We start from the raw sequence: 14,377 nt of genomic DNA on the forward strand, positions 1-14,377 counted from the left end.
CACTTGTCTAGAAACTTCCAGCTCGCAAACCCTCTATTCATTGTCGCTACGGCACTATCGCGAATCCCTTCTATCACTTCATCTTATAAACTTAGGTCATGCTTCACCTTTTTTCGATCCTCTCAAACTGTCGTTCAACGGTTTTGAGTGTGACTGAAGCAATGTAAAGAGTTCTCTATCTAGCTCGTAGCCAAACATCGCCGCCATTCCCTTAATCTTTTCAGCCGCAGGATACCCCTGTGCCTGCAGCCACTGCCAAAGGACAAATACTTTGGACATCACAAAAATATCAAGGGCTTGAGGATTGAAGATAATGCCCTGCTGGGGATGAAATTCGTGGGGCACCAGCATTGCCCCATAACGCACCAGCTCGCCTGCTGACCAATCCAGTAAGTAGGGTAGCCACGGATAGCAGACATCGGCACGAATAAACCAAAGGCGAACCGACGGTAATTCCGAAAGCTCTAGGTTAGGCTCATCCGCCGGCCGAGGATAGTCAATTGTAAAACGCAGCGCTTGATGGTAATCCAACAGTCGCCGCTCAGTAATCAGGGGTTCTAGGAACTGTTGCAGGGGAGAGAGGTCTAAACGATCGATCTCCTCCGGGGTTAACTTGATCGCGATCGCCACTTTCTGTCTCTCCCCAGCAGACAGCTAGGTTAAAGAACCTGCTGGACTTCAGCAATCTCTGGAATGGCTTCCTTCAACTTGCGCTCAATACCCATGCGCAGCGTCATCGTCGAACTAGGGCAGGAACCACAGGCGCCCTGTAGGCGCAGTCGTACCACAGGTCCTTCAATTTCCACGAGTTCGACATTACCACCATCGGCCATCAAATAGGGGCGGAGTTCATCAAGGACTTTTTCGACGTTTTCTTGACTCAATTCAAGGGTTGCAGCCATGGTTACTGTCCTTGGCGTATCGTTCACACTTCCTTAGTCTAGCATTTACAGGGGCGATCGCCCTTTGGGAATTCCAAGGGGTGCCAATGGATCTGGCTCTAGGGAAATCTGCTCAACAGTGTTAGGAACGGCAACGCTCAAGGCTACAATAATAGCTTGGTGAACTGCACGGTAGGACATGATTTCCAGTAATGATTTTCGCCCCGGTGTAAGTATTGAGCTGGATGGTGCCGTCTGGCGAGTCGTCGAATTCTTGCACGTCAAACCCGGTAAAGGCTCGGCCTTTGTGCGCACCAAACTTAAAAATGTGCAAACGGGCAACGTGATTGAGCGCACCTTCCGCGCTGGCGAGACCGTCCCCCAAGCTACCCTTGAAAAACGCACCATGCAGCATACCTACAAAGATGGCGAAGACTATGTCTTTATGGACATGGAAAGCTATGAGGAGGCTCGCCTCACGCCTGCCCAGATTGGCGATCGCGCCAAGTATCTCAAGGAAGGTATGGAAGTGAATATCGTCAAATGGGGTGAGCAAGTCCTTGAGGTGGAGCTACCCAACTCCGTTGTTTTAGAAGTGGTGCAAACCGATCCCGGTGTCAAAGGGGATACGGCCACCGGTGGATCAAAGCCTGCTATTGTCGAAACCGGTGCCCAAGTCATGGTACCGTTATTTATCTCCGTAGGCGAGCGGATTCGCATTGATACTCGCTCAGATACGTATCTTGGCCGCGAATAGGAGTAACGGGTGTGGAGCTTGACCTCAACCAAGTACGCGAACTGCTACTAATGTTTGACCAGACCAGCGTCACCGAACTCAACCTCAAGAGTGGCGAACTGGAACTTCAACTCCGCAAGCGTGAACAGATCAGTGGCAGCGCCCCTGTGGTTGTGGCTCCAGCTCCTGCATCAACCATCACGCCCACCCCTGCGCCTTCGCCAGCTATGCCAGCTGATCCTGAGCCGCCACCCCCCCCTGGGAATCGCAAAACCGTGGACATTGTGGCGCCGATGGTTGGCACCTTTTATCGCGCCCCCGCTCCCGACGAACCCCCCTTTGTGGAAGTGGGGGACACAGTCAGAAAAGGCCAAGTAGTCTGCATTATTGAGGCTATGAAGCTAATGAACGAGATTGAATCTGAAGTCAATGGGCAAGTGGTGGAAATTTTGGTGCAAAACGCTGAACCCATTGAGTATGGCCAAGTCTTGATGCGGATTTTGCCGAACTAGAATTTTTGACAAGTTTTAATCATTTGGAGGTCCATTTAGGCAACTCACCGCTTGCGCTTCCGAAAGATAAAGCTTTAATTGCAAAGATATGTTAAGCATTGAGGAGTTCAAGGCCAACGATTCAATGCTTTCAAGCCTTTGCGCCCTTGCCGAGACCCTAATTGAAAAATTAGAATTTAGAAACATCTACCACCACTGCCTGACGAGGTTGGCCTGTGCAAGCAACTGGAGCATACATTCTTATTGATACCCTATGCCGTCACGGCGTTAAGCATATTTTTGGCTATCCTGGTGGAGCAATTTTACCGATTTACGATGAACTGTACCGGGCTGAGTCCAAGGGAATTATTCAGCACATTCTGGTGCGTCACGAACAGGGGGCAGCCCATGCCGCTGACGGCTACGCTCGTGCTACAGGTCAAGTGGGGGTGTGTTTTGGCACATCAGGGCCGGGGGCGACGAACTTAGTGACAGGCATTGCCACAGCCCACATGGATTCCATTCCACTGCTGGTGATCACAGGTCAGGTGCCTCGCTCTGCCATTGGTACCGATGCCTTTCAGGAAACGGATATCTTTGGCATTACGCTGCCGATTGTCAAGCACTCCTACGTCGTGCGTGCAGCCAAGGACATGGCACGGATTGTTGCTGAAGCGATTTACATTGCCACCACCGGTCGGCCAGGGCCTGTGCTTGTGGATATTCCCAAAGATGTGGGGCTAGAAGTCTGTGAGTATGAACCGATTGAGCCGGGTCAAGTCAAGCTGCGGGGCTATCGTCCCACGATTCGCGGTAATGCCCGTCAAATTGCCCAAGCCGTTCAACTGATCCGTGAGGCCAAGCGACCCTTGCTCTATGTGGGAGGTGGTGCGATTACCGCGGGTGCCCACGAGGAAGTGCTCAGGTTAGCAGAGCTATTCCAGATTCCGGTGACCACAACCCTCATGGGTAAGGGGGCGTTTCCTGAGTCCCATCCCCTCTCTGTGGGAATGTTGGGGATGCACGGCACCGCCTATGCCAACTTTGCCGTCAGTGAATGTGATTTACTGATTGCTGTGGGAGCGCGGTTTGACGATCGCGTAACCGGTAAGCTGGATGAATTTGCCTCCCGCGCCAAGGTGATTCACATTGACATTGATCCTGCCGAGGTAGGCAAAAACCGTGTGCCCGATGTGCCGATTGTGGGCAGTGTTAAACCCGTGCTTCAGCAAATCCTCAAACACATTGAAGACAGCGGGGAACCTGTGGAACCTGCCACCCAAGCATGGCTAGAGCGGATCAGAGTCTGGAAAGAGGACTATCCCCTTGTCGTGCCACAGCCTAGCGGTGAACTCTCCCCTCAAGAGGTGATTGTTGCCTTTGGTCGCCATGCGCCTGATGCCTACTACACCACGGATGTGGGTCAGCACCAGATGTGGGCGGCGCAATTTCTGAAAAATGGCCCTCGGCGGTGGATTTCCAGTGCGGGCTTAGGTACGATGGGCTTTGGCATGCCCGCAGCAATGGGGGTGAAGGTGGCATTACCAGATCAGCAGGTCATCTGTATTAGTGGCGATGCCAGTTTCCAGATGAATTCCCAAGAGTTGGCTACATTGGCGCAGTACGGCATTGCCGTCAAGACGGTGATTATTAACAATTTCTGGCAGGGAATGGTGCGGCAGTGGCAGCAGGCCTTCTATGGGGAGCGTTATTCCCATTCCAATATGGCCAAGGGGATGCCCGATTTTGTGAAACTAGCGGAGGCCTACGGCGTCAAGGGGCTACGGGTCACAGATCGCCACAATTTGGATGCGATTGTCCAAGAGGTTTTGGCTTACGATGGCCCTGTGCTCCTCGATGCCCATGTCACCCGCGATGAAAACTGCTATCCAATGGTCGCCCCCGGTAAGCCCAACTCCCAAATGCTCGGTTTGCCGGAACGCAAGGTACTTGAGAAAGCAGCCGAGTTGATTTATTGTGCCAACTGTGGGGCAAAAACCATCTCTACTCATCGCTTTTGTCCAGAGTGCGGCAGTAAGCTCTAGGCCTTTGGACACGCTTGAGCAAACAATCGCCTTGGTAGGGGCTGGCGAAAGTGAAAAAGAATCGTGTTTTGACGGCGATCGCGGGGTTCCGGTCCTCGCCCCCACAGGGTCTCAAAGGAGAAAAAGGACACCCCGAACCCTGATCGCAGGGCAACTTCCACCTTGGCATCCACCAGTTCAATGGGCACAGGGTTAGTACGCAGTCCCGTGAGGACACCAACGGCAGTGGGAATTTTGGTTTGCGCATGCAGAATTTCCGGTTGCGTTAACTGCTGCACAAAGCTGGGAAGATTGTAGCGATAGACCTGCATAATCACTTCATCAAGGAGTCCAAGGGCGACCCACTGTGGCCAATCTTGGAGAAATGTTTGGTAGGCGGTGGGCAATGTGGTCGGTGCAACGGAAAAAATGGCATTGGGAAATTCCTGCTTTACCCGCTGCCGCAACCTTTGCACAAAGGCGGTGAGTTTGTCTGCGCGCCAACGCATCCAGTCCGGATCGCGGGGATTGTCGGGAACGGGCTTTTGGGTTTCCTGCTGATAGAGGGCACGGGTATAGGTATCGTAGCCAAACTCCACGGGCAGGCTGAGGTGGTCATCAAACTGCACACCATCCACTGGGTATTGTCGCAATACCTCAAGAACAATATTGGTGAGAAATTCTTGGACTTGCGGATGAAAGGGATTGAGCCACGCCACTTCCCCGGCCGCCGTCAAGCGAGTCGTTTGACCATTGACCCCTTGGGTGAGCCAGTTGGGATGGACAAGGGCGAGTTCTGAGGTTTCCGGCACCATGAAGCCAAATTCAAACCAAGGAATGACTAAGAGATTACGACAATGCGCCTGCTGGGTGAGTTCGGCGAGAATGTCATAGCCCTGAATTCCCCGCAGTACAAAGGGCTGAATGCCTAGATTTCTCGCTGTGGCACTGGGGAAACCCACATAGCCAGCATTCCAGACAACAGGATAGAGGGTGTTGAAGTTCAGCCGCTGTAATTCATTGAGGGTTGCCACCAAGCGAGGGCGATCGCGCAGGATCGGTAAATCATTGGTTGTCAGCCAAACGCCGCGAATCAGCGTTGAGTTTTGCGCCTGTACGGGCCAAATCGTCCAACACAAACTCCAACAGAAGAGAAAGAACAACAGCCAAATGCGACGATGCAGCATAAATTACAACGCCAGTGGATGGAGATATCCTGACTCTCACGGTCGCGCCAATTAATTGATCCGCCGGCTGCTGCAACACAACGCCCACCGCTGGTTGAAACTGTCCAGCCACCACTGACTGTCCCAAGCAGGTAATCGTTCCCCGCTGTGGCTTGAGAACAGCAGCACAGAGAAGCAGGAGTGTGGTTTTGCCAGAGCCATTGTCACCAATAATGCCAAGGCGATCGCCCGCCTTTACGGTCAGATCAATCCCTTGCAGTAGCGAGGGCGTTGCTCCATAGCCAAAATGCAGATCTCTAATTTCCAACAGGGCAGTCACAGCCTAGAGCGTCAGTGCTTGGGGATTGGTTTCAATCAGTTTCGCCAAGTCCTGAAGGAAAGCGGCGGCATCGGCACCATAGATCACGCGGTGATCGCAGGTAAGATTCACCTTCATTTGCCGTTTTACCCCCAGCAGGCCATCCTCTGTGGCAACGACCGTCGGCCGCGATGCCCCCACCGCCATAATCGCCCCTTGACCGGGCGTGAGAATGGCATCAAAGGAGTCAACGCCAAACATGCCGAGGTTCGAGAGGCTAAAGGTGCCCGTGCTGTACTCCTCGGGTTGCAGTTGCTTGGCGCGTGCCCGCTCCACCAAGTCTTTCCAAGTACGAGAGAGGCTGTAGATGTCAATTTGATCCGCGTTCTTCAGCACCGGTGTAATCAGACCCCCCCCCGGCATCGCCACAGCCACAGCAATGTTAATGTCGCGGCGGTATTGAATCCCTTGCTCCGTGTAATAGGCATTCATAATGGGGTGTTTTTGCAGCGTCAGGGCGATCGCCTTCGCCAGCAGAGCTGTCATCGTCACCCCTTTGGCTTTAATTTGCTGGTACAGCCGATCCAGTGCATCCGTGGTAATTGTGTAGGCCACATGGAAGTCAGGAATGCTAAGGCTGGCTACCATATTCCGCACAACGGCATTTTGTAGCGTTGTCAGGGGCACCAAATCCTCTTTCGCCACAACTGGAGCCGTGGCAGTGGATGCTGTGGGGACAGGGGCAGGGGGCGTCGCCACTGGTGTAACAGGAGTTGCGGGCGCACCAATCAAGGCTTCCACATCGGCAGCGGTAATCCGACCATTGGGACCCGTTCCCTTAAGCGTCTTCAAATCAATTTTGTGTTCCTTGGCCAATTTGCGGGCACGCGGCGAAGCAATCACCCGTCCAGTCGGCGCAGTGGGAGCACTAGGGGGAGAAGCTACTGCGACAGAGGTTGTTCCTGAGCCATTACTTGTAGCCGCAGAAGGAGCAGCCGTAGAACCTGTCGCCGCCCCAAGGGATTTGGCCTTTGCCTGTGCTTCAGCAATTTCTGCTTCTGTTTCTGCCACCAGACCAATGGTGGCGCCGACGGGTGCCACTTCGCCAGCCGGTACGGTAATCACTGCCAAATAACCGTCGTAGAAGGACTCCACATCCATATCGGCCTTGTCAGATTCCACAATCAGCACGGTTTCCCCTTTGGCCACCTTATCGCCAGGAGATTTCAGCCAAGAGACAATTTTCCCTTCGGTCATGGTGGAGCTAAGGGCGGGCATGAACAGTTCACGAATCATAGAGGCTGCTATCCTTCGTTGGCAATCGAGAGGGAGTCAAACTTACTAGAAATGAAAGGTAAAAGTTAGAGCGTGCCGCGAATTTCTTCGATGACGCCGTTGCGCAGGAGAATTTCCACCTGCATTTTTTGGATCAGGTTGTCCCCTTTCGTGACATAGAAGAAATTATCTACCTGACCTTGATCTACCTCCTGACCCATTTCTAAGCGCTGCACCTGATCCAGTTGCTGCAGAATTACATTTTTTTGCTGCAAAAGTTGCGCTTTTTGGTCGTTGGCTTGCGCCTTAATGTCCTGAATACGGGGGTTGATTGCCTCTGGTGCTTCACTACTTTTGCGCAGCTCCTCAATCACCTTCTGCAATTGAAAATCCAACTGCTGAATTTGGCCATCCACCTGATTCAGTTGGGCTTGAAGCTGCCTTTGGGCATCCTCTTTCCACTCAGGTGTCACGATGGCTTTGACTGTAATCTGGCGCCGCAGGAGCAGTTTTGTGTCCATAGGGTCTGTCATGGAGATTACTCAAACATGGCGTTAATCATATCGCGGTAGCGATCGCTCACGACATGACGGCGAATTTTTAGGGTTTGGGTCAAAAGACCATTCTCTATCGTAAAGGGTTCGAGGACAAAGCGAAATGTAGCAATGCGATCATCTGGGCGATAGCCAGGGCGATTTTGCACTTCCCGCAACAGTTCTTGACGGTAGAGATCAATAATCACTTTACTCTCCAGCGTCACCAGTTCACCACTGCCCGTCGGTGCCGGTCGGTTAGGCAAGGCCAGTCGGTACCCCTTGGCAGCCACCCACTGCTCTAGCGCCTCCAAATTGGGCACAATCAGCGCACCTAGCGCCTTTTGATCTTGTCCCACGAGCATGATTTGATCAATGTAGGGGCTGCGCACACAGGCATCCTCAATGGGCTGTGGTTCAATATTTTCACCGTTGCTCAGCACAATAGTGTCCTTTTGCCGCCCCGTTAGTACCAGATCGCCGTTGGGGGTGAGGTAGCCCAAGTCCCCCGTGTCCAACCAACCCTCCGCATCCAGTACTTTAGCAGTGGCCTCCGGCTTGTTGTAGTAGCCGCGCATCACCTGCGGCCCTTTAGCCATCACCAGTCCCTTTTGACCAAACTCAACCGTAGCTTTGGTTTCTGGATCTACAATCTTGATGGCGGTATCAGGAATGGGACGACCCGCGGATCCGCGCAGGTTTGCCCAAGAGCGGCGAGCAGTCAGCACCACCGCCGTTTCCGTGAGGCCATAGCCCACCAGCACTTCTAGGTTGATGGCTTCATAGAAGGTATCCAGATGGGGAGCGAGGGCACCGCCACCACTGATCACCTGTTTAATTTCACCGCCCGTGGCTTCGCGAATTTTGCTATAGACCCGCTTCTCCCCCACTGCGTAGAGGGGCTTCAGGAAGAAGGTTTGCAGGCGGGCAAGAAATTTCTGCCAACGGCTGGGATGGGGGTTGTTTAGGCTCAGCCCTGTAAGCAGTCGCCGTTGCAGGACATATTGCTGGCCGACACTGAGGAAAAACTGGGCAAGGTATCGTTTGAGGGGCGGGGCATCCCGCAGTTGCCTTTGCAGCCCTTCATAAAAGCCTTCCCAGATGCGCGGTACCGCAACCATGTAGTGGGGTTTGCAACGTTTTAAGTCATTCTTGAAGTGGCGCAGGTTGGTGTAGGTTTGGCTACAGCCACAGGCAAAGAGAAAGTACTCAACCACCCGTTCGTAGGCGTGCCAAATAGGTAAGATACTGAGGACGCGATCGCCCACCTGCGGTTGCACAATGGCCCAAAGATTGACGATTTGACTCAGTAACCCCCCATGGGTGACCATTACGCCCTTGGGTTGCCCCGTGGTACCAGAGGTGTACATCAGCGTTGCTAAGTCATCGCGGGTAATGGCTACCGCCCGCACGGTGCCATATTGTCCTTCGGTAAAGACTTGGCCAAAGTTCAAAAGCCGCAGGGGAAAATGCTCAAGTTCTGGGGGTTCGGCACTCAAGAGAACAACCGTTGCCACCTGTGTATCTGCTAAACCCTCTTGGAGCTTGCGCAGGGTAGCCAAGTTTTCAATCAGTAGGAGGGTTGAACCACTGTCACGCAAAATGTAGAGAAGCTCTGGGGCGTCAGCAGTCCCACTGCGCACGACATTAATGGCACCGGCCATCATGCTGCCTTGATCGGCAATCAGCCAGCGGGGACTATTGTCCGCAAATAAGGCCACGCGATCGCCCGCAGCAACACCCAGGGCTTGGAGACCAGCGGCAAAGCGTTGGATGCGTTGATAAAGCTCACTGTAGGTAATGCGAGTTGGCGGGTTTTCGTAGGGAGCATCAAGCGCCACCACATCGCCATGGCGGTGCGCCAAAAGAGGCCATATTTCCGGTAAGGACTGAAGCGTTTTATAGGGCAAAAAGTGATCGGGTAACGGCGCATCCTGGGGCAATCCGCCGGGGGGCGTGTAGGTGTAGGCCGCACTGGTCATTTGTTTGGCTCCAGACGCAACACCTAGATAATAAGTCCTCAATGGCTTAGTGCATGCAGTTTTAATAATTTCAATATGAGATCATGAAGATTTGGTGACTTTGCAAACAGTGCTATGGTGCCCTTTATCCTTGCTTCTGCCTCCCCTGCCCGCCGCCAATTACTGCAACAAATCGGTATTGAGCCAATCATTCAACCCAGTCACTTTGATGAATCAGTGATTCAGGCAACAACACCGACAGAACTGGTGCGCTTACTGGCACGGTGTAAAGCAGAGACGGTAGCTCGAAGCTGCTCTCCCCCTGCCTTAATTTTGGGCTGTGATTCTGTCTTAGTTCTTGGCAGCGAAATTCACGGTAAGCCGGCCTCGCCAGAGGTGGCGATCGCCCGCTGGCAACAAATGCGCGGCCAAACAGGAGAGCTGCTCACTGGTCATGCCTTGATTGATCTGGGGCAGGGCCGCACCTGTGTTGAGGTGGAGTCTACCCAAGTCGTTTTTGCAGATATTAGCGATGCGGAGATTGCGGCCTATGTCGCTTCGGGTGAACCCCTTGCCTGTGCGGGTTGCTTTGCCCTTGATGGCCAAGGTGGCGCCTTTGTCGAGAAAATTGTTGGTACTCCCAGCAATGTCATTGGCTTGAGCTTACCCCTGCTACGGCGGATGCTGCTGAGCTTGGGATACACCCTTGGCGATGTGCAAACCCAAAAATTGGCCTAGACAAGTCTAAATGCTTAGGGTATGCTAAGAGATTGCGAGTTAAGGAACTGTCATGAACGCCCAAGACATTATTCGCTCGATTGAAGCGGAGCAAATGAAGACTGACTTGCCCGTGATTCATGTGGGCGATCGCGTTCGGGTTGGAGTCAAAATTCAAGAAGGGGGTAAAGAGCGCGTCCAACCCTATGAAGGGGACGTGATTGCCATGCGCGGTACGGGGATTAATCGCACAATCACGGTGCGCCGGGTCTTTCAAGGTGTGGGCGTTGAGCGTGTCTTTTTGCTACATTCGCCGCGAATTGATAGTATAAAAGTAATTCAGCGGGGTAAAGTCCGCCGTGCCAAACTCTACTACCTGCGCAACCTCGTGGGTAAAGCCTCGCGCATTAAGGCACGGTTTGATCGCCCTCTGTAAATAGCCTTGCGTCCTTAGTTCAGTTGGTAGAACGTCGGTCTCCAAAACCGGATGTCGGGGGTTCGAGTCCTCCAGGGCGCGTCAGTTCATCGCTGTTTTTGCCAGTTCCAACAATTGCAGTTCAGGGGGATAATGCTTTTCTCGCTTGAGGCGTTGAATATCCTGTTTCCCCAGTTGCCAGTGCAATTGCTTGGCCAGAGCCAGCAGAATATCGCCGCGATCAATGACGCCAGCCACCGCACCCGCAGGGGTTAAAACCGTAACAAAACGCTGCTGCTGCTCCTCTAGGGTGCAAACTGTCTTGGCGAGGGAATCGGTTTCTTTGACGGTGGCGATCGCCCGCAGAGGAACAGCTAACTCTTCGACTGGCGTCACTTCCCAGCGGCTGCGCTCCACATGGTTCAGGGCTTGGGAATCTAAATAGCCCCGGTAGCGGCCATCGGTGGCAACAAAGTAGGCTGTGGGCTGGCGATCGGCCAGCAGGAGATAGCGATCGGCAAACTCCCGCAGCGATAGCGTTCCCTCAATCACGCGAAAATCCCGTGTCATGGCATCCGCCGCCGTCAGGGTAACCAATGCTTCTTGGAGTTGACTGAGGCGATGGTAGAGTGTGGCGTTTTGTAGGGCAAACCACCCCAATAGACCCAACCACAGCCCATTGCCACTCCCAAGGAGGGTCACAAACAGTCCAAAACTAATCGCCAACCAGCCCAATACTTGTCCCAATCGCGCCGCCCAGCGCATCCCTTGAAAGCGATTGCCGGTCAATTTCCAAACGGCTGCCTTGAGCACTTGGCCACCATCGAGGGGAAGTCCCGGCAAGAGGTTAAAAACCCCCAAGACAAAGTTGATATTGGCCAGATAGAGCACCAGTTCATGGAGGGGATGATCTGCCGGCAGTACCACGGCTGCCCCTTGCAACAGGGCAAAAAGGGCAAAACTCACCAAAGGCCCCGCGATCGCCACTTGAAAAGCTTGACCGGGGGTATTGGATTCCCGTTCAATGGCCGCCATGCCGCCAAAGAGAAAGAGGGTAATTGAGCGCACGGTAATCCCTTGGGAGCGCGCCACCAAGCTGTGCCCCAATTCATGGAGCAATACTGAGGCAAACAACAGCAGGGAAACCACAAATCCCATTAGCCATACCAGTACTCCCCACTGCGGGTACGTGGCCTGCCAGTCACTGCCATTGAGAAAAGCAAACAGCAGAATCACCAGAAACCACGACCGATCAATATAGAGGGGAATGCCAAAGACACGCCCCACTTGCCAACCTTGTCCCATGCTGACCTCAGTGCATCGCGCTCTATCTCCATTATCGCCCCAGATTCTAACGGCACATAGCTTAACAAGAATTTATGTCTCAAAACGTTACCTTCTCGCCTCTGTCCTAAAATAAAGGCAGCGCTGCTAAAGGATGGTGCGATGTCTCAAGCCCCTGTACTGGTGTCTGGCAATGGCCATGTGCTAGATGTACCTTTTGATTCCTTATGGCAAAGGGTGCAGGAGCTTACCTCCCATTTGCTGTGGTCGCTGTCTCTCTCGCTACTACTGAGTCTTTTCCTGAGCCTGATTAGCTACTGGTTTAGCGTAGCCTTTGGGGTACCAGTATTCCCCTTCTTCTTGATCATTGTCTAATGTTGTGAGGAGTTGCATATGTGGGGTTTACTTATTACTTGGATTGTCACCAGCATTAGTTTGTTTATTGTGTCGCGCCTCTCATTTTTGGGCGTGGAAATTGATAATTTCACCACAGCGTTGTGGTCGGCGATTGTTTTTGGTTTGCTGAATGCCACGTTGGGAGCTATCCTAAAATTCTTTGCCTTCCCCTTTATTTTTCTGACATTTGGCTTGGTTGCGCTGATTATCAATGCCGCCATTTTTGCCCTTGCGGCAGCCCTTGTGGATGGCTTTAGACTACGCAATGGCTTTTGGAGTGCCCTGTTGGGCTCGATCGCCCTCAGTATTGTCAACTGGGCTTGCTTTAGCTTACTCGCTCGGGCAGGCTTGCTCTAGAGTTGCCAAATAGCCGCGAGGGGTAATGAGCCAATCGTGGAAGCGGCGAGTGCTGGCATTGCCGATCAGTACTAAGCTGAACATATCCACTGCTTCTGGTTGAAATGCGCCAAGCGTCGTTAAGGTAATCTGCTCTTCAGGTCGGTAGGCGGCACGGACGATCGCCACGGGGGTGTGGGGTGAACGATATGCTAAAAAAATTGCCTTGGCTTCCACTAATTGCTTCTGGCGATCGCGCGAACGGGGGTTATAAAGAGCCGTCACAAAATCCGCTTCTGCCGCCGCCCGCAGGCGCTTCTGAATGACTGGCCAAGGGGTCAGGCGATCGCTCAGGCTAATCGTACAAAAATCGTGCATCAGGGGCGCCCCTACCCGAGCGGCAGCGGCATTCACAGCACTCACTCCCGGAAACACCTCCACTGGGAGATCGCTAATCCCTGCCTCTGCCAGTAGCTCCAGTACAAGACCCGCCATGCCATAGATGCCACAGTCCCCCGAAGAGACCACAGCGACATTGAGTCCCCACTGGGCGAGAGTAATTGCCTCTTGGGCACGCTGTCGCTCTTGGGTAATGGCATAGGCGGCAACCATCTGTCCCGGTCGCCGCAGCGGAGCCAGCAAGTTCAAGTACAGCTCATAGCCAATGAGAATGTCAGCAGCCAATAGGGCAGAGCGGGCTGCTAACGTGAGTTGATCCAATGCCCCCGGCCCAGTGCCAATGAGGCTAAGGGCGCCTAGGCGGGGAATGAATTCCCGCTCCGATTGGGCAATGGCGATCGTCACCGCACCGGGTTCACCCCCTTGCCGCAAGATCTGCTTGGGAACGATTAAATTGCCCCCATTGCTTGCTAACATGGCTGCGGCTTCAGCCACACTGGGGGTGCCCATTTCTGCCGCCACAATTGCTGAGGGGGTAGGTACAGCAATGCGGGCTAATTCTTGAGCAGTAAACCAACGGGTTGGCCAATGGTGCTGCCTAGCGACTTCACATAAACCTGCCTCATCGGATTTGCGATCAATACTGGCAAGGCCGGCGATCGCCAGCGGGCTTAAGCCGGCTTGGGCAAGGGTCTGATCAATCGCCTGCTGGATCAGGGCTGCCGAGGTTCCCCGTTCACAGCCAATGCCCAGCCACAGTACCCGTGGATGCCAAGCCACACCTGAGGTCAGAGAGGGAGGCAACGCTTTTTCCGTAATCCAAACGGCATTTTCTAGGGGTGGGGTGCTGACAAACTCAAGGGAGTGGTCTGAGCTGAGACCCGTACGCCAGCAAGAACTCCCACAGGTTTGATAGACGTGCAGCGGTTTTCCTTGAGCCTGTTGGCTGGCGATCGCATTCCAGTCTCCCGCTCCCCGTTGCCACCCCAAGGCTATCCCCCAGGTATCCACAGCAAAGTAACCCTGGGCATGACTTGCCCCCGTGAGAATTGGTGTTGCACCAATTGCCGCTGCCAGAACTTGACACAGGCGATCGCCCCCAGCGCCATGACTGCCTAACAAACTCACGATCCATTGGCCATCCTCAGAAAGGACACAGACTGCTGGATCCTGTCTTTTGTGGGTCAACAGGGGGGAGATTAACCGCACCACCGCACCGCAGGCTAGGGTAAAAATCCAAGCCCGATAGTGACTCCAGTGCTCTTGCAAATGGCTTGCCAAGGGGCGATGGTAGGTTTGCACGCTACAAGGAGCAGATTCTAAGTGGGGGGGAATCCAAATCGTGAGAGGAATGCCGCTCTCCACAAGGCGTTGCAGTTGGGTCAGCCCTTGGGCAGTGGTGGCGATCGCCCCCATGGGTTGAAAATCGTCTAACCGTGGCATG

At 53.6% G+C, this 14,377-nt stretch carries 17 protein-coding genes and 1 tRNA gene; 8 read left to right on the forward strand and 10 right to left on the reverse strand.

Features of this window, described 5'->3' with window-relative positions; all coding sequences use genetic code 11:
* Positions 1 to 96 precede the first annotated feature (96 nt).
* From ACK4HN_RS01480 to ACK4HN_RS01490, 3 genes are read right to left on the reverse strand one after another with little or no spacing between them, the layout of a single operon-like run.
* Positions 97 to 630 carry a CRR6 family NdhI maturation factor gene (locus ACK4HN_RS01480; protein ID WP_409877125.1) on the reverse strand — a complete coding sequence of 178 codons (534 nt, stop codon included), beginning with the start codon at positions 628 to 630 and terminating at the stop codon, positions 97 to 99.
* Between the two features lie 29 nt (positions 631 to 659).
* A complete protein-coding gene (locus ACK4HN_RS01485; RefSeq protein ID WP_181495240.1) occupies positions 660 to 902 on the reverse strand; it encodes a NifU family protein in 243 nt (80 codons plus the stop codon).
* Between the two features lie 45 nt (positions 903 to 947).
* The gene (locus ACK4HN_RS01490; protein WP_409877126.1) at positions 948 to 1,082 is read right to left on the reverse strand and encodes a hypothetical protein; all 135 of its coding nucleotides are present in this window, start codon (positions 1,080 to 1,082) and stop codon (positions 948 to 950) included.
* Between ACK4HN_RS01490 and efp the strand changes: the two genes are divergently transcribed.
* The 3 genes from efp (at position 1,081) to ilvB (ending at position 4,153) form a co-directional block, all read left to right on the forward strand.
* Positions 1,081 to 1,638, forward strand: a complete 558-nt coding sequence (gene efp / locus ACK4HN_RS01495) for an elongation factor P (protein ID WP_297049585.1) — start codon at positions 1,081 to 1,083, stop codon at positions 1,636 to 1,638. The two genes, ACK4HN_RS01490 and efp, sit on opposite strands and share 2 nt — an antisense overlap.
* An 11-nt stretch (positions 1,639 to 1,649) precedes the next feature.
* Positions 1,650 to 2,129: an acetyl-CoA carboxylase biotin carboxyl carrier protein gene (gene accB, locus ACK4HN_RS01500; RefSeq protein ID WP_409877127.1), complete on the forward strand. Its 480-nt coding sequence runs from the start codon at positions 1,650 to 1,652 to the stop codon at positions 2,127 to 2,129.
* Positions 2,130 to 2,344: 215 nt separating this feature from the next.
* Positions 2,345 to 4,153: a biosynthetic-type acetolactate synthase large subunit gene (ilvB, locus tag ACK4HN_RS01505; protein WP_409877128.1), complete on the forward strand. Its 1,809-nt coding sequence runs from the start codon at positions 2,345 to 2,347 to the stop codon at positions 4,151 to 4,153.
* On the opposite strand, the gene ACK4HN_RS01510 is transcribed toward ilvB, so the two are convergent.
* From ACK4HN_RS01510 to ACK4HN_RS01530, 5 genes are all read right to left on the reverse strand, one after another.
* A complete protein-coding gene (locus tag ACK4HN_RS01510; RefSeq protein ID WP_409877129.1) occupies positions 4,150 to 5,271 on the reverse strand; it encodes a glycoside hydrolase family 10 protein in 1,122 nt (373 codons plus the stop codon). The genes ilvB and ACK4HN_RS01510 overlap by 4 nt on opposite strands.
* The gene (locus ACK4HN_RS01515; protein ID WP_409877130.1) at positions 5,198 to 5,638 is read right to left on the reverse strand and encodes an ATP-binding cassette domain-containing protein; all 441 of its coding nucleotides are present in this window, start codon (positions 5,636 to 5,638) and stop codon (positions 5,198 to 5,200) included. Before ACK4HN_RS01515 ends, ACK4HN_RS01510 begins: the two co-directional genes overlap by 74 nt.
* 3 nt (positions 5,639 to 5,641) lie before the next feature.
* Positions 5,642 to 6,913, reverse strand: a complete 1,272-nt coding sequence (locus ACK4HN_RS01520) for a dihydrolipoamide acetyltransferase family protein (protein ID WP_409877131.1) — start codon at positions 6,911 to 6,913, stop codon at positions 5,642 to 5,644.
* A gap of 65 nt (positions 6,914 to 6,978) precedes the next feature.
* Positions 6,979 to 7,425, reverse strand: a complete 447-nt coding sequence (locus ACK4HN_RS01525; protein WP_409877132.1) for a YlqD family protein — start codon at positions 7,423 to 7,425, stop codon at positions 6,979 to 6,981.
* Positions 7,426 to 7,430: 5 nt separating this feature from the next.
* Complete coding sequence (locus tag ACK4HN_RS01530) at positions 7,431 to 9,407, reverse strand: long-chain fatty acid--CoA ligase (RefSeq protein WP_409877133.1); 1,977 nt, start codon at positions 9,405 to 9,407, stop codon at positions 7,431 to 7,433.
* A gap of 114 nt (positions 9,408 to 9,521) precedes the next feature.
* Here ACK4HN_RS01530 and ACK4HN_RS01535 point away from each other — a divergent pair, with 114 nt between their 5' ends.
* The 3 genes from ACK4HN_RS01535 (at position 9,522) to ACK4HN_RS01545 (ending at position 10,620) form a co-directional block, all read left to right on the forward strand.
* Complete coding sequence (locus ACK4HN_RS01535) at positions 9,522 to 10,124, forward strand: nucleoside triphosphate pyrophosphatase (RefSeq protein WP_409877134.1); 603 nt, start codon at positions 9,522 to 9,524, stop codon at positions 10,122 to 10,124.
* 52 nt (positions 10,125 to 10,176) lie between these two features.
* The gene (gene rplS / locus ACK4HN_RS01540; RefSeq protein WP_181495230.1) at positions 10,177 to 10,539 is read left to right on the forward strand and encodes a 50S ribosomal protein L19; all 363 of its coding nucleotides are present in this window, start codon (positions 10,177 to 10,179) and stop codon (positions 10,537 to 10,539) included.
* Positions 10,540 to 10,547: 8 nt separating this feature from the next.
* Positions 10,548 to 10,620: transfer RNA gene (locus tag ACK4HN_RS01545), tRNA-Trp, on the forward strand.
* Here ACK4HN_RS01545 and ACK4HN_RS01550 read toward each other — a convergent pair.
* Entirely contained in the window at positions 10,621 to 11,823 is a 1,203-nt protein-coding gene (locus ACK4HN_RS01550; protein WP_409877136.1) for a site-2 protease family protein, read from the reverse strand.
* Between the two features lie 141 nt (positions 11,824 to 11,964).
* Here ACK4HN_RS01550 and ACK4HN_RS01555 point away from each other — a divergent pair, with 141 nt between their 5' ends.
* Both ACK4HN_RS01555 and ACK4HN_RS01560 read left to right on the forward strand, forming a co-directional pair.
* Positions 11,965 to 12,177 (forward strand): hypothetical protein, encoded by a 213-nt coding sequence (locus ACK4HN_RS01555; RefSeq protein WP_409877137.1) that lies wholly within the window; start codon positions 11,965 to 11,967, stop codon positions 12,175 to 12,177.
* Positions 12,178 to 12,195: 18 nt separating this feature from the next.
* Positions 12,196 to 12,555, forward strand: a complete 360-nt coding sequence (locus ACK4HN_RS01560) for a phage holin family protein (protein WP_409877139.1) — start codon at positions 12,196 to 12,198, stop codon at positions 12,553 to 12,555.
* On the opposite strand, the gene cobJ is transcribed toward ACK4HN_RS01560, so the two are convergent.
* Positions 12,529 to 14,376 carry a precorrin-3B C(17)-methyltransferase gene (gene cobJ, locus ACK4HN_RS01565; RefSeq protein ID WP_409877140.1) on the reverse strand — a complete coding sequence of 616 codons (1,848 nt, stop codon included), beginning with the start codon at positions 14,374 to 14,376 and terminating at the stop codon, positions 12,529 to 12,531. The genes ACK4HN_RS01560 and cobJ overlap by 27 nt on opposite strands.
* Position 14,377 lies beyond the last annotated feature (1 nt).

It is taken from the genome of Thermosynechococcus sp., from assembly GCF_046299655.1.
GTDB lineage: Bacteria > Cyanobacteriota > Cyanobacteriia > Thermosynechococcales > Thermosynechococcaceae > Thermosynechococcus.

Coding starts and splice junctions, on each gene's coding strand:
- ACK4HN_RS01485 (WP_181495240.1), bottom strand. CDS start 902: ATGGCTGCAACCCTTGAATTGAGTCAAGAAAACGTCGAAAAAGTCCTT.
- efp (WP_297049585.1), top strand. CDS start 1,081: ATGATTTCCAGTAATGATTTTCGCCCCGGTGTAAGTATTGAGCTGGAT.
- ACK4HN_RS01490 (WP_409877126.1), bottom strand. CDS start 1,082: ATGTCCTACCGTGCAGTTCACCAAGCTATTATTGTAGCCTTGAGCGTT.
- ACK4HN_RS01520 (WP_409877131.1), bottom strand. CDS start 6,913: ATGATTCGTGAACTGTTCATGCCCGCCCTTAGCTCCACCATGACCGAA.
- ACK4HN_RS01525 (WP_409877132.1), bottom strand. CDS start 7,425: ATGACAGACCCTATGGACACAAAACTGCTCCTGCGGCGCCAGATTACA.
- ACK4HN_RS01530 (WP_409877133.1), bottom strand. CDS start 9,407: ATGACCAGTGCGGCCTACACCTACACGCCCCCCGGCGGATTGCCCCAG.
- ACK4HN_RS01535 (WP_409877134.1), top strand. CDS start 9,522: ATGGTGCCCTTTATCCTTGCTTCTGCCTCCCCTGCCCGCCGCCAATTA.
- rplS (WP_181495230.1), top strand. CDS start 10,177: ATGAACGCCCAAGACATTATTCGCTCGATTGAAGCGGAGCAAATGAAG.
- ACK4HN_RS01550 (WP_409877136.1), bottom strand. CDS start 11,823: ATGGGACAAGGTTGGCAAGTGGGGCGTGTCTTTGGCATTCCCCTCTAT.
- ACK4HN_RS01555 (WP_409877137.1), top strand. CDS start 11,965: ATGTCTCAAGCCCCTGTACTGGTGTCTGGCAATGGCCATGTGCTAGAT.
- ACK4HN_RS01560 (WP_409877139.1), top strand. CDS start 12,196: ATGTGGGGTTTACTTATTACTTGGATTGTCACCAGCATTAGTTTGTTT.
- cobJ (WP_409877140.1), bottom strand. CDS start 14,376: ATGCCACGGTTAGACGATTTTCAACCCATGGGGGCGATCGCCACCACT.